This window comes from Streptomyces sp. NBC_00234 (assembly GCF_036195325.1).
Classification (GTDB): domain Bacteria; phylum Actinomycetota; class Actinomycetes; order Streptomycetales; family Streptomycetaceae; genus Streptomyces.
The window spans coordinates 2,292,176-2,304,846 of record NZ_CP108101.1 but is presented as its reverse complement, the minus strand read 5'-3'; the positions used below and the strand labels follow the sequence as shown (position 1 = coordinate 2,304,846).

General features: G+C 70.8%; 11 protein-coding genes and 1 pseudogene. 5 read left to right on the top strand and 7 right to left on the bottom strand.

Going from position 1 to position 12,671, the window contains the following annotated elements; all coding sequences use genetic code 11:
- The first annotated feature begins 78 nt into the window (after positions 1–78).
- Positions 79–828: a class I SAM-dependent methyltransferase gene (locus OG230_RS10025; RefSeq protein ID WP_328909809.1), complete on the top strand. Its 750-nt coding sequence runs from the start codon at positions 79–81 to the stop codon at positions 826–828.
- A gap of 51 nt (positions 829–879) precedes the next feature.
- Positions 880–1,359, top strand: a complete 480-nt coding sequence (locus OG230_RS10020) for a hypothetical protein (protein WP_328909808.1) — start codon at positions 880–882, stop codon at positions 1,357–1,359.
- Between the two features lie 32 nt (positions 1,360–1,391).
- Here the strand turns inward: OG230_RS10020 and OG230_RS10015 are convergent, their stop codons facing one another.
- Both OG230_RS10015 and OG230_RS10010 read right to left on the bottom strand, forming a co-directional pair.
- On the bottom strand, positions 1,392–2,903 hold the full coding sequence (locus OG230_RS10015; protein WP_328909807.1) for a DUF1996 domain-containing protein: 1,512 nt from the start codon (positions 2,901–2,903) through the stop codon (positions 1,392–1,394).
- A gap of 121 nt (positions 2,904–3,024) precedes the next feature.
- Entirely contained in the window at positions 3,025–3,585 is a 561-nt protein-coding gene (locus tag OG230_RS10010; protein ID WP_328909806.1) for a carboxymuconolactone decarboxylase family protein, read from the bottom strand.
- A gap of 28 nt (positions 3,586–3,613) precedes the next feature.
- On the opposite strand from OG230_RS10010, the pseudogene OG230_RS10005 reads away from it, so the two are divergent.
- Positions 3,614–4,133: pseudogene (locus tag OG230_RS10005) on the top strand (MarR family winged helix-turn-helix transcriptional regulator).
- Between the two features lie 119 nt (positions 4,134–4,252).
- Here the strand turns inward: OG230_RS10005 and OG230_RS10000 are convergent.
- Together OG230_RS10000 and OG230_RS09995 are read right to left on the bottom strand one after the other, a co-directional pair.
- Positions 4,253–4,900 carry a response regulator transcription factor gene (locus tag OG230_RS10000; RefSeq protein WP_328909805.1) on the bottom strand — a complete coding sequence of 216 codons (648 nt, stop codon included), beginning with the start codon at positions 4,898–4,900 and terminating at the stop codon, positions 4,253–4,255.
- A complete protein-coding gene (locus OG230_RS09995; protein WP_328909804.1) occupies positions 4,885–6,132 on the bottom strand; it encodes a sensor histidine kinase in 1,248 nt (415 codons plus the stop codon). The genes OG230_RS10000 and OG230_RS09995 overlap by 16 nt, the downstream gene beginning before the upstream one ends.
- Before the next feature lie 268 nt (positions 6,133–6,400).
- Here OG230_RS09995 and OG230_RS09990 point away from each other — a divergent pair, with 268 nt between their 5' ends.
- Positions 6,401–8,539, top strand: a complete 2,139-nt coding sequence (locus OG230_RS09990; protein WP_328909803.1) for an MMPL family transporter — start codon at positions 6,401–6,403, stop codon at positions 8,537–8,539.
- A 71-nt stretch (positions 8,540–8,610) separates the two neighbouring features.
- Here OG230_RS09990 and OG230_RS09985 read toward each other — a convergent pair whose 3' ends face one another.
- Entirely contained in the window at positions 8,611–9,276 is a 666-nt protein-coding gene (locus OG230_RS09985) for a winged helix-turn-helix domain-containing protein (protein WP_328909802.1), read from the bottom strand.
- A 343-nt stretch (positions 9,277–9,619) separates the two neighbouring features.
- A complete protein-coding gene (glnII, locus tag OG230_RS09980; protein WP_328909801.1) occupies positions 9,620–10,654 on the bottom strand; it encodes a glutamine synthetase in 1,035 nt (344 codons plus the stop codon).
- Positions 10,655–10,873: 219 nt separating this feature from the next.
- Between glnII and OG230_RS09975 the strand changes: the two genes are divergently transcribed.
- Complete coding sequence (locus tag OG230_RS09975; protein WP_328909800.1) at positions 10,874–11,803, top strand: Gfo/Idh/MocA family protein; 930 nt, start codon at positions 10,874–10,876, stop codon at positions 11,801–11,803.
- 71 nt (positions 11,804–11,874) lie between these two features.
- Here OG230_RS09975 and OG230_RS09970 read toward each other — a convergent pair whose 3' ends face one another.
- Positions 11,875–12,537 carry a hypothetical protein gene (locus OG230_RS09970; protein WP_328909799.1) on the bottom strand — a complete coding sequence of 221 codons (663 nt, stop codon included), beginning with the start codon at positions 12,535–12,537 and terminating at the stop codon, positions 11,875–11,877.
- Positions 12,538–12,671 lie beyond the last annotated feature (134 nt).

Sequence of the window (12,671 nt, the reverse complement as noted above, 5' to 3'; positions counted from 1 at the left end):
ACTCCGGCCGCCTGCGGCTGCCGCGCCCGTCCGCCCATTGCACCCTCGCGGGGTGCGAGGCCCGGACATGATGAAGCCATGACCACCACGTCGCGTGCACGATCCTTCGACGGGGCAGCCGCCGACTACGCCGCGAACCGCCCCTCCTACCCGCCTGCCCTCCTCGACGCCGTCGAGGAGCTCGCCGGATTCCCCCTGGCCGGCGCGCGCGTCGCGGACATCGGCGCAGGGACGGGCCTCGGCACCGCGCTCCTGGACGCGCGTGGCGCTGGGGTGACGGCTGTCGAGCCCGGCGACGGCATGGCCGCACAGTTCCGCCGGTTCCTGCCGGGCGTACCTCTCGTCCGGGGCGACGGCGACCACCTGCCGCTGAAGTCCGGTTCCCTCGACCTCCTCACCTACGCGCAGGCATGGCACTGGACCGACCCGGACCTGTCGGTTCCGGAGGCCCGCCGGGTGCTGCGCCCCGGTGGTGCGCTTGCCTTGTGGTGGAACGACTCCGATGCTGCGGTTCCGTGGATCGCCGACCAGGACGCCCGCCTGCGCCGGTTCTTCGGTGGCGCCGAGACCTCGTTCGATGCCAGGTCGGCCCGCTTCCGGCGGCTGCCGCCCGCGCTCGGATGGGCCACACGGCAGGTGTCCTGGAGCCGACGGGTACCCCTCGGTGTGCATCTCGCCAACCTCGGCAGCTACTCCGACTTCCTGGTGAGGGACAAGGAAGAGGCGCACGGCTTCCTCGCCGGGGAGCGTGAGCGGCTGGCCGGTGTCTTCCCGGACGGCACGGTCGAGGAGACCTACGTGGTGAGCCTGGCCGTCGCGCACCCGTGAAGAATCCGCCGTTCCGCCCCGCAGAAGGGACCTGAGGGGCACGATGGGCGGATGGTGACACAGCTGGAGCGGCGCCGCGGGCAGGGCCGCCGGGCCGCCGCCGTCGTACTCGTCGGACTGGCGCTCCTGGCCGGTTGCGGTGGGGGAGCGGCCGACGGCGACGGCGAGCAGGACGCCCCGCGGACCGCGACCGGAACGCTGGAGCAACTGGCCGCCAAGGCGCGCTGCGAGCCGAATCTCCAGACCGACGCTGAGGAGATCCGCCAGGCCAACTGCCGCACCGGTGACGGGCGTTATGTGCTGGCCACCTTCGCCACCGATCGCGGTCAGCGGGAGTGGATCGACGAGGCCAACGACTACGGCGGCTCGTACCTGGTCGGCCGGAGGTGGGTGGCGGTGGGGGAACCGGAGGTGGTCGCGGCACTGCGCGGCCGGCTCGGGGGGACGGTGGAGACCGCCTCGCCGCACCACTCGGGGAGTAGTGGCAGTGGGAAGAGCGAGGAAGGGCACTCCGGTCACCACGGGAGCTGACCGCGCAGGTAGGAGGGGTGCCGCCGATCGTGTCAGCGGCACCTGCGACCGTCGTTGATGCAGCTCACCACCCTCTTCATCGTGTTCCGGCCGAAGACGTTGATGAAGTCGCCGTGATCCGTGACAGGTTTGTGCAACTGCTCGGGGAACGAGTCGACGGCGAATCCGGGGCCCGGCGGGACGTCGTACACGATGCGCTGCACGAGTTGCGGAATGGCCCGGAACCCGCTCGGGCACCTGCCGTCGTCCTGCGCGAACGCCACATGGGTGCGGTGATTCGCGCTGTCGGTGTTCCGTCCGTCCCAGCAGCTCTGGAACGCGAACGAGCGCACCACCTGGCTGCCTTCCGGGCAGATCGGATATTGGTCCTTGAGCTGGCGGTCCTCGAATCCGGTGCAGCTCCAGGAGGCGTTGGCGTTCGCGTCGCCATTGGTGAACGCCTTCGCGTCCCCGGTGATGATCCGCAGGAATCGCGGCATCGCCGTCACCTTCCCGGCCGGGGAACCGACGAATTTCAGCGTGACCTGGGACGGCGTCTGGATCTCCCCGACGTTCTGGTCTTTGCCGCCGCCGTCGGCGTCCACGTCGTTCTCGTCCTGGCCGTTCTGGAGGCGCAGCACCGGCCAGTAGTACGTGGATTTGTCGCCCTGATTGCGACAGGTCGTCGCACCCCTGGCGAGGTCGTCGTCGCTCGCGAATGCGTCGTTGGCCTGGTTGCCCACGTAATCGTGCATGTGGTGGGCGCCATTGCTCACGCCGGGCGCGACAATGACATTGTCCGGATTGAATTTGCCGTTCTGGTTGCGCCCGCAGTCGGTGGTGAACGTACCGCGTGAGGCGCCCCGTCGCTGGCGGGGGCGTTCGACGTTGGGCTGGACCGACTGGATGTCGACGAAGTCGGAGGCTTCGGGCCCGTTGCCCTCCTGGTCCTGGTCCTGACTCTCGTCCGGATCCTGACCCCCCTGGTCCTGGTCGCCCTCACCTCCCTCGCCGTCCGAGCCCTCGTCCCCCTGGTCCTGGCCGCCGTCGTCCCCGGTGCCGGGATCTCCGCCGCCGTCGCCATTGCCGGCCTCGTCGGCGCGCAGGCTGCACGGGGCGAGCCCCTCGAGTCCCTGCGGCCGGTCGGCGACGCGTTCGACAGCCGTCCCGATGCGGCCGAGGCTCGCCTCCCGCTTGCTTCTCAGCGGGCCGAGCACGGCGTTCTCGGCGAGATCCGGGTCCTGGGCGATCTCGTCCTTGCGGTCGGCGAATTGTTCGTACGCGTCGGTGATCTGGGTATCCATTGCCGCCAGTTCGCGGTCGACCTCCCCGCGTGCCTGTTCGGGCACTTCGGGTAGTTCGTTTCCCACGTCCGGACAGTCGATGGTGGACATCCGGGGACCCTCTGTACGGGTCTGTTCAGGAGGGGAGCCGGACCATCCTTCTCCCGCGCTCGCGTAGACATTGACTGCGACCAGCCCACCTCCTCCCAGAATCAGTGCGGCCGAGGCGGCAATCGCCCGATTGGCCAGTGAGCTGCGTTTCTTGCGCGATGTGCGTCCCATGGAACTCCTCTGCTTCGAGGGAGAAGCGTGACGTTCCATACGGGCCGGTTACGCACTCCGTTCAGGCGGTCGTGGAATTCGTGGGAAGCTCCATTCGCAAATCGCCCTGAACGCTCAACTCTCAGGCGAACGCTGCGATTTGAGCATCGATCGGCGCCCCGGTCAGCCGGTTGGCGAGTGTCGACATCGTGTACGCGCCGATGCCGAGCACCACCTCCAGCGCGTTCTGTGCGGTGTAGCCGTGCGCCAGGAAGCTCCCGAGGGAGTCGTCGTCGACGGCGCCCGCTGCCGCGAGGACGTCCAGGGTGAACTGCCGTACGGCCTGCAGTCGTTCGTCGGAGAGCGGCGGTGCCCCGGCGTCACGGAGTGCGGCGATCAGCGCCTCGTCCGCGCCGAGCGCGGTGAGCTTCGCCGTGTGCATCGCCACGCAGACGTGGCACTCGTTGCGGGTGGCGATCGTCATGATCACGACTTCGCGGGAGAGCGGGTCGAGTGTGGTCGACTCGAAGATCGCACTGATCTTCAGGAAGCCGTCGAGCAGCTGGGGCGACGTGGCGAGCCGGCCGACGGCCGAGGGCAGGTAGCCCGACTTCTTCGCCACGGCCTCCATGGTGCGGCGCGCGGCGGCGGGGGCGGTTTCGAGGGTGTGCTCGGGGAACGCGGACGAGGTGATCGCTGGCATGGGTACCTCTCGCGGTAAACTCGACAACATGATTGACGAAAAGGTAAACCAGGTTGTCGAGTTTCGCAATGGCTGAACGGGAGGCGGGGGCTGGAGCGGGCTTCGAGCTGCCGCTGCTGCTGTTCGCGGGATTCCGGTCGATCATCGACGAGCTGCACCGTGAGCTGGCCGCGCAGGGCCACCCGGACGTCCGCCCCGCCTACGGCTTCGCGCTCCAGGCGGTTGGACGGGACGGTGCGAGCGCCAGCGAGATCGGGCGGCGGCTCGGAGTGTCCAAGCAGGCCGCGGGTAAGACCGTCGAGAAGCTGGAGGCCCTCGGTTACGTGGAGCGCGTCGACGATCCGCGGGACGGCCGCAGCAAGCTCGTCCGGCTCACCCCGCGCGGCATCGACGTCCTGGTGAGGTCCGCCCAGCAGTTCGACCGCATCCGGGCGGAGTGGGCCGGAGCCCTCGGCTCCGAACGCGTGGCCGCGATGGAGGCCGACCTGCATGCGATGGCGCCGGCGAGCGCCTTCCGCCTCGACGCGGCGGGGTGGTTCACGGGCTGAACACCCGCGGGGGACCGCCCGGCCCGGACGCCCCGGAGCGGGGGCTCGGGCCGGGCGGGAGCCCCCGGTCCCGGTCGGGCCGACCGGGAGGCTCTCCCCGGCAGGCCAGGAGAAAGACCCTAGCCCCGGTCGAGATACGCCAGCACCGCCAGGACGCGGCGGTTGTCGTCGTCCGACGGCGGCAGGGCGAGCTTCCCGAAGATGTTCGAGGTGTGCTTGGCCACCGCCCGCTCCGTGATCACCATCTGTGAGGCGATCGCCGCGTTCGAACGGCCCTGGGCCATCAGCTCGATGACCTCCAGCTCCCGTGGCGTGAGGCGGCCCATCGGCTTGTCCTGCGCGCGCCGCGACAGCAGCTGCGAGATCACCTGCGGGTCCATCGCCGTGCCGCCCGCGGCGACCCGGCGCACCGAGTCGATGAACTGGTCCGCGTCGAAGACTCGGTCCTTCAGCAGGTAACCGATGCCGCCGTTGCCGTCCGCCAGCAGCTCGCGGGCGTACAACTGCTCCACGTGCTGGGAGAGCACGAGCACCGGCAGCCCGGGCCGGTTCTTTCGGGCCGTGAGGGCGCACTGGAGGCCCTCGTCCGTGTGCGACGGCGGAAGCCGGACGTCGACCACGGCGACGTCCGGCTTCAACTCGGCCAGCGCCCGGGCCAGTTCGGGCCCGGTCTCCACGGCCGCCGCGACCTCGAAGTCGTACGCTTCGAGCATGCGCACCAGACCGTCGCGCAGCAGGAAGAGATCTTCGGCTAGGACAACTCGCAAGGAATCTCCATGGTCACCATGGTGGGACCGCCCGCAGGGCTGCTGACGGCCAGTACGCCGTCGAATGTACCGAGTCGGCGTTCGATGCCGCTCAGCCCGGAGCCCGAACCGACGATGGCTCCGCCCTTGCCGTTGTCCGTGACGGAGATCCGCAGCATGCCGTCCGCGTGGTGCATGTCCACCCAGAGGCGGTCGGCGCCGGCGTGCTTCACCGCGTTCGTCAGCGTCTCGCCGACCGCGAAGTACGCAGCCGACTCCACCGGCGCCCCGGCGCGCCCGGTCAGCTCCACGTTCACCTCCGACTGAAGGGGCAGCCGCAGGGCCAGGGCCTTCACCGCGTCTCCGAGCCCCCGCTCCGCGAGGACCGGCGGGTGGATGCCGCGCACCAGGTCGCGCAGCTCGGTCAGGGCCTCGGCGGAGGACTCGCGGGCCATGGCCAGCAACTTCTTCGCCTGGGCGGGGTCCTTCTCGATGAGCGCCTCGATGGTGCCGAGGTTCATGCCCATCGCGACCAGCCGGGCCTGCGCGCCGTCGTGCAGATCGCGCTCGATGCGGCGCAGTTCGGCTGCGGCGGTGTCGACGGCTTCGTGCCGGGTCTCGGTGAGCCGGTCGACGCGCTGCGCCAGTGCCTGCTCCGGGGTGGGGGCCAGGAACCGGTGGGCCATCAGGAAGTTGGCGCGTACCAGCGGCCGGGCGGCGCCCGCCGCGAGGAAGAGGAGTACGGCGCCGAGCGCGGCGGCTGCCAGGCCCGTCGCCTGACTGTCGACCGGAATGAACGCGTACCAGTACGCATCGTCCTGGAACACCCGCCACAGGCCCGCCGCCAGGACGAAGCCCTCCAGGGGAAAGACCATCAGCGCGAAGGCGAGGAAGGACACCACGCAGCCGGCCGTCATGTCCACCACAAGCCACTGGAGGTCCCGCCAGGTCGCCGGATCCTTCAGCATCAGCGTCGTGCGCTCCACCTGCCCCGTGAACCCGGTGCGCAGGTCCGGCGGGAAGGGGCGGTACGGGACGGGGATACGGACGTCCGACCACGTGGCCGCGTACAGCCGGCGCTGGTTGGCGTGCTTGCGCACGGCCCCCAGGACGAACGGTGTGGTGACGAGTCCGATGCCCAGCACGATGAAGACGAGGGAGAGGACCGACAGGACGAACAGGGTCACCGACCCGACCAGGCTGATGAATCCCAGGGCGAGCCCACGCCCGGCCGCCGGCACCGCACCTCTCATCCGGCTCACTGTCGCAGTCGTGTTCACAGCTTCTCTCCCTTCACGGGGTCCCGGGACGGACCCGGGTCCGAGGACAGTCTCACCCGGCGGGCGTGTCCGCCGTCAGCCGTTTCACCACCCGGCCGGGGTGTATCTGGCACCACCCCCGGTTCTCGCTCTACGGCTCCCGGGAACGGGGGCGTCGGCGGCTGGGGCGCCGGATCGCCCGTCCCTAGATTCGGAGGCGTCCTGTTCGACGTTCGACCTCTACCCCTGGGGGCGGTACCGCATGAAGCGCAACCTCGCGGCAAGCATCGGTGTGTGGAGCGCACGCCACCGTAAGACGGCCGTTCTCGGCTGGTTGCTCTTCGTCGTGCTCGCCACGGGCATCGGCGGGGCTTCCGGCATGGTCGAGATGAGTGAGGCCGAGAACGGTGCGGGCGACTCGGCACGGGCCGAGCAGATCCTGGACGACGCGGGCCTCGGTCATCCCGCCGGTGAGCTGGTCATGGTGTCCGGCAGGAAGGCCGGGGAGTGGAAGGAAGCGGCGGGCGAGGTGTCCGCGGCCGTGCGCGGGACCGGCGAGGTGCAGAACCTCTCCGCGCCCGTCCCCTCGAAGGACGGCAAGGACGCACTGATCACCTTCGAGATGAAGGGGGACGCGGCGACCTCCGCCGACCGGGTGCAGCCCGTGCTGGACGCGGTGTCCGGCGTCCGGGAGGCCCGTACGGACGTCGACATCCACCAGTTCGGCGAGGCCAGCGCCGGTAAATGGCTCGGTGACCTGCTCGCCGAGGACTTCCAGAAGGCCGAGTTCACCGCCGTGCCGCTCGCGCTCGGCATCCTGCTGGTCGCCTTCGGGGCCGTGGTGGCCGCGCTGCTGCCGGTCGGACTCGCTCTGACCGCGTGCATGGCGGCGTTCGGCCTGCTGTCGCTGGCCAGCCACCAGCTGCACCTGTTCCAGACGACGTACTCCGTGATGTTCCTGATGGGTTTCGCCGTCGGCGTCGACTACTGCCTCTTCTACCTGCGGCGCGAGCGCGACGAGCGGGCCGCGGGGCGGGACGCCGAAACGGCGCTGCGCATCGCCGCGGCCACCAGCGGCCGGGCCGTGCTCGTCTCCGGTGTCACGGTGATGGTCGCGATGGCCGGCATGTTCCTGTCCGGACTGATGCTCTTCAAGGGCTTCGCGCTCGCCACGATCCTGGTCGTCTTCATCGCGATGCTCGGTTCGGTGACGGTGCTGCCCGCCCTGCTGTCCTGGCTGGGCGACCGCGTCGACGCGGGCCGCGTGCCGCTCCTGAACCGGCGCGGCAAGCGGGGGGCCCGGCCGAGCGGCGGAATCGCCGGCACGGTCCTGAAGCCGGTGCTCGCCCGGCCGAAGTTCTTCGCCGTCGCCTCGGCCGTCGTCCTGCTCGCGCTGGCCGCGCCCGCGCTCGGCATGAAGACGGAACAGCTCGGCATGGAGAAGCAGTTCGGCTCGGACTCCGAGCTCGCGGTCGCCTACGAGCACATCTCCGCGAGCTTCCCGGGCGGTCCCGACCCGGCCCTGGTCGTGGTCAGGGCCGACGACATCACCTCGCCCGGCGTCCGCGAGGCGCTCGGCACCTTCGACGAGGTGACCGTCCACGAGGCGGAGAACGTCGCGGAGATCGAGGTGCCGCTCCCCGCGGGCAAGGAGGATCTGGCCCAACTGCGTGACCACCGGCTGCCGGAAGCCTTCGGCGGGACCGGCGCGGAGTACGTCGTGACCGGCGAGGTCGCCGGCTCCGTCGACTTCAACGACCAGCTGAAGCGCGGCATCGTCCCGGTCTTCGTCTTCATCACGTCGGTGACGTTCCTGCTGATGCTGTTCTGCTTCCGCTCGTACGTCATCGCGGTGACGTCCATCCTGCTCAACCTCCTCTCCGTGGCCGCCGCGTACGGAGTGATGGTCGCCGTCTTCCAGCACGGCTGGGGCGCCGAGCTGATCGGCTCGGAAGGGGTCGGCGCGATCGAGTCCTGGATGCCGCTGTTCGTCCTCGTGGTCCTGTTCGGCCTGTCGATGGACTACCACGTGTTCGTGGTCTCCCGGATCCGCGAGGCCCGCGAGAGCGGCCTGGACACCCGGGCCGCGATCGACATGGGCATCCGGCGCACGGCCGGAGCGGTCACCGGCGCCGCGGCGATCATGGTGGCCGTCTTCTCGGTCTTCGGCACGCTGTCGATGCAGGACATGCAGCAGATGGGAGTCGGCCTCGCCGTCGCGGTGCTGCTGGACGCCACGATCGTACGGATGGTCCTGCTGCCCTCGGTCATGGCGCTGCTGGGCGAGCGGAACTGGCGCACCCCGCGCGGCCTCTCCCGGCTGCCCGGCGCGGAGCACGGCGAGTCCGCCCACGGGCGCGGGCGGGCCGGGGAGCCGGTGACGGTGGGCCGGCGCGGCTGACCCGGTACGCCAGGAGGCCCCCGGAACCGGTGCGAACCGGTTCCGGGGGCTTCCTCGTGCGTGAGGTGCGGTCAGGGCGCGTACTTGTAGCCCACGCGCCGGATCGTCTGGATCGACCCGCGGTGCGCCGCGCCCAGCTTGCGGCGCAGCCGGGCGACATGGACGTCGACGGTGCGTCCGTCGCCCACGTGCCCGTATCCCCAGACCGTCGTCACCAGCTGGTCGCGGGTGTGCACCCGGTGCGGGTGCGCCACCAGATGGGCGAGGAGTTCGAACTCCAGATAGGTGAGGTCGAGCGCGACGCCGTCCACGGACGCGGTGCGCCGGGTGGAGTCGATGAGCACGGGCCCGCCGTCCGGGTCCTCCGCGGGGACCGGCTCCGGCACGAACTGCTGCGTGGACAGGCCGTGTCCGTACCCGGCCTGCTGCCGCTGCCGGGAGGCCGCGACGGCTCCGGCGACGGCCGGCTGCTGATCGGCCGGTACGAGGACCAGGTAGCCGATCATCGGAGGCTGCCCCGGCAGCGCGGGCAAGGTGTGCTGCGGCGCGGGCAGCCAGGTGGCGCCCGGCGGCAGCAGGTCGGCCACATCGGCGAGCTGGACGACCTCGTCGGGGTCGACGGAGCGCAGCCGGTGTCGGTTGGGGGAGAGGGGGCGGACGGTGGAGGTGGCCGCAGCGGTCGCCGCGGATGCCGCGGTGGCGGCGGAAGCGGCGGAGAAGGTACGAGTGTTCGCCATGAGGGTCAGCTCTTTCGCGCGAGGAGTCGTCGAGGACGTACGTCGTGCGCGCGGGCCGAAGGCCGGGGTGAGCGGCTTTAGAGGGCCTGCGCGTTCCACGCGCGGCAACACACCCGGTCGAAGTCATGATGCTGACGAGAGGGCCAGAACGGCTCGAGGTCGCTGCGACCCGACGAGGTGTGCTGGAAGCTGGCCATGCCCCCATTGAAGCAGACATTGGCCCAGCGCAGCAGTGTCCTCTCACCCGTCGATACGGCCCTTTCGGCCGGCGGCCCCGGAACGACGACGCGGGGGCGCCCACCGGAATCCGGTGAGCGCCCCCGCGGACGGACGAAGAGCGGGATCAGACCTGGTCGGCCTTCTCCAGCGCGGCACAGCAGGTGTCGACGATCAGCCGCGTGACGACGTACGGGTCGACGTTGGCGTTGGGGCGACGGTCCTCGATGTAGCCCTTCTGGTCCTGCTCGACCTGCCACGGGATACGCACCGAGGCGCCGCGGTTGGAGACGCCGTAGCTGTACTCGTTCCACGGGGCGGTCTCGTGCAGACCCGTCAGACGGTCGTCGATGCCCGCGCCGTAGTTCTTGACGTGGTCCAGCGGCTTCGAACCCTCGCCCAGCGACTCGCAGGCGGTGATGATCGCGTCGTAACCCTCGCGCATCGCCCGGGTGGAGAAGTTGGTGTGCGCGCCGGCGCCGTTCCAGTCGCCCTTGACCGGCTTCGGGTCGAGGGTCGCGGACACGTTGAAGTCCTCGGCGGTGCGGTACAGCAGCCAGCGGGCGATCCACAGCTGGTCGGAGACCTCCAGCGGGGCCAGCGGGCCCACCTGGAACTCCCACTGACCGGGCATGACCTCGGCGTTGATGCCGGAGATGCCGAGACCCGCCTTGAGGCAGTTGTCGAGGTGCTTCTCGACGATCTCGCGGCCGAAGATCTCGTCGGCGCCGACGCCGCAGTAGTAGCCGCCCTGCGCGGCCGGGAAGCCGGCCTCGGGGAAGCCGAGCGGACGGTGGCCGTCGAAGAAGGTGTACTCCTGCTCGATGCCGAAGATCGGCTCCTGGCCCTCGAACTGCTCGGCGACCGGGCGCAGCGAGGCACGGGTGTTGGACTCGTGCGGCGTCATGTCGATGTTGAAGACCTCGCACAGGACGAGGACGTCGTCACCGCCCCGGATCGGGTCCGGGCACGTGAAGACCGGCTTCAGCACCCGGTCGGAGGCGTGTCCCTCGGCCTGGTTGGTGCTCGAACCGTCGAAGCCCCAGATGGGCAGGTCCGCCACGTCCGTGGAGGGCGAGCCGGCCATGATCTTCGTCTTGGAGCGAAGCTTGGCGGTCGGCTCGGTGCCGTCGATCCAGATGTACTCAGCCTTGAACGTCACGGAAGCCATCCTTCGGGGGGTGCTGCGGTCTATGCCGCGCAGCTTCGCAAGACGCGATTTCCCGGCCGTTGCCCGAATGTGAACCCCGTGTTACCGAGGTTTCCTCCGTTATACGCTGCGGGTGAGCGGCGGTAGCCGGAAGGTCCTCGGCCGACCGGACGGGCCGCGTCGTATACGGGGCCGGACGGCGCTGTCGGCCGGGCCGGGCACACTGACCCCATGACCACACCTCTTGCTCCGAACACTCCGCTGCGGATCGGACTGCTGGGTACGGGCCCCTGGGCCCGCAACACCCAGGCCCCCGCTCTCGCCGACCACCCCGGCGTCCGGCTGAGCGGTGTCTGGGGCCGCCGGCCCGAAGCCGCGGAGACGCTGGCCACCGCCCACGGCACCGAGGCGTTCACGGGCGAGGCGGGCATCGACGCGCTCTTCGCGGGCAGCGACGCGGTGGCCTTCGCCCTGCCGCCGGACATCCAGACCCCGCTGGCCGTCCGCGCCGCAGCCGCCGGCTGCCACCTGCTGATGGACAAGCCGATCGCGACCACCGTGGCGGGCGCGCGGGAGCTCGCGGACGCGGCGGAGCGTGCCGGGGTCGCGTCCGTGGTCTTCTGCACCCTGCGGTTCGCCGCCGGGACGGCCGACTGGATCGCCGAACAGTCCTCGGTGGACGGCTGGTTCACCGCCCGCGCGCAGTGGCTCAGTGCGCTGTACACACCGGGCTCCGACAGCGAGTACGCCGATTCGCCCTGGCGCCGCGAGAAGGGCGGGCTGTGGGACGTCGGCCCGCATGTGCTCTCGGTCCTGATCCCGGTCCTGGGCGACGTGACGGAGGTGACCGCGGCCCGCGGGCCCTCCGGCACCACCCATCTGGTGCTCCGCCACACCTCGGGGGCGTCGAGCACGGTGACGCTCGGGCTGGGCGCGCCCCTGGGTGCGGTGGGCATGGAGATCGAGCTCAGGGGTGAGCGGGGAGTGGTCGCGCTGCCGAAGTGGAGCGATGCGGTGGGCTCCTTCCGGGCGGCGGCCGACGCGCTGATCGACTCGGTCCGTACGGGAGTGCCGCACCCCTGCGACGTACGGTTCGGGCTCCGGCTCACGGAGCTGCTGGCGCGGGCCGAGGCGGGCCTCGGGCCGGTGCCTGCCGTGTGAGGGCGTACCGTCACCGCCCGGACGGCTGCCGGCGCGTCCGCCGGGCGGTGACGGGTACTGCCCCTCCGGGGTCAGCCCACGCGCTCGATGCGGGCGTTGCGGATCAGGAACTTGCCCGGCTCGCGTACCTGCTCGAACGCCGCGTTGTTCAACAGGGCGCAGCTGCCGGAGACCGAAGAGACCTTCACGGTCGTGGACCTGTCGTTGTCGAGGTTGGTCACCCTGAGCTCCGTGCCCAGGGGGAACTCGCCGCTCGAAGCGGCCGGGGCACCGGCCTCGCCGGAGAGCGTCACGGTGGATCCGGCGCAGACGACTTCGCCCGCACCCCGGCCCGCGTCCTCCTCCGCGGTGGCACCCGCGCTGTCGTCCGCAGCCTCACCCGTACCGGCCGGCGGTTCCTGCGCCGGAGGCGCGGCGGCGTCCGGCCCGCCCTCGTCCGCCGCGCAGCCGGACGCGGCCTGCTGACGCCGGATCTGCTCGACGACGGCTTCCCGGTTGGCGATCCGCGCCGCCGACTGGGCGTCCGGAGCCGCCCGCTGCCCGGCGATGAACTGCTCGTTGTTGCCCAGCGCGGTGGCCAGCCCGGTGCAGACGACGGACGAGGCGTCCGCCGGTGGCGACTGCGAAGCCTGACTGGTTCCGGCCAGCACGGCCGCCGTCGCGCCGGCGAGCGCGACGGCCCCGGCCGAGAGGGCGAGTTTCTTCGTGCGGCTGAGGGTCTTCCTGCGTGACACGTGGGGCTCCTGTCCCCGGCCGGAACGTGGGAGACGCTCCGGCCGGACGCGGTGCGTGTGTGGCCCTACGTACGAGTAACAGTCCCCTTCGTTTCAACGGGCTCACCGACAACGTCCGTACCGGAGGCTTCCGT

Excerpts from the sequence above, each read along its gene's own strand:
- OG230_RS10020 (WP_328909808.1), top strand. The coding sequence starts at position 880 with ATGGTGACACAGCTGGAGCGGCGCCGCGGGCAGGGCCGCCGGGCCGCC.
- OG230_RS09985 (WP_328909802.1), bottom strand. The coding sequence starts at position 9,276 with ATGGCGAACACTCGTACCTTCTCCGCCGCTTCCGCCGCCACCGCGGCA.
- OG230_RS09995 (WP_328909804.1), bottom strand. The coding sequence starts at position 6,132 with ATGAGAGGTGCGGTGCCGGCGGCCGGGCGTGGGCTCGCCCTGGGATTC.
- OG230_RS09975 (WP_328909800.1), top strand. The coding sequence starts at position 10,874 with ATGACCACACCTCTTGCTCCGAACACTCCGCTGCGGATCGGACTGCTG.
- OG230_RS09990 (WP_328909803.1), top strand. The coding sequence starts at position 6,401 with ATGAAGCGCAACCTCGCGGCAAGCATCGGTGTGTGGAGCGCACGCCAC.
- OG230_RS10025 (WP_328909809.1), top strand. The coding sequence starts at position 79 with ATGACCACCACGTCGCGTGCACGATCCTTCGACGGGGCAGCCGCCGAC.
- OG230_RS10015 (WP_328909807.1), bottom strand. The coding sequence starts at position 2,903 with ATGGGACGCACATCGCGCAAGAAACGCAGCTCACTGGCCAATCGGGCG.
- OG230_RS10010 (WP_328909806.1), bottom strand. The coding sequence starts at position 3,585 with ATGCCAGCGATCACCTCGTCCGCGTTCCCCGAGCACACCCTCGAAACC.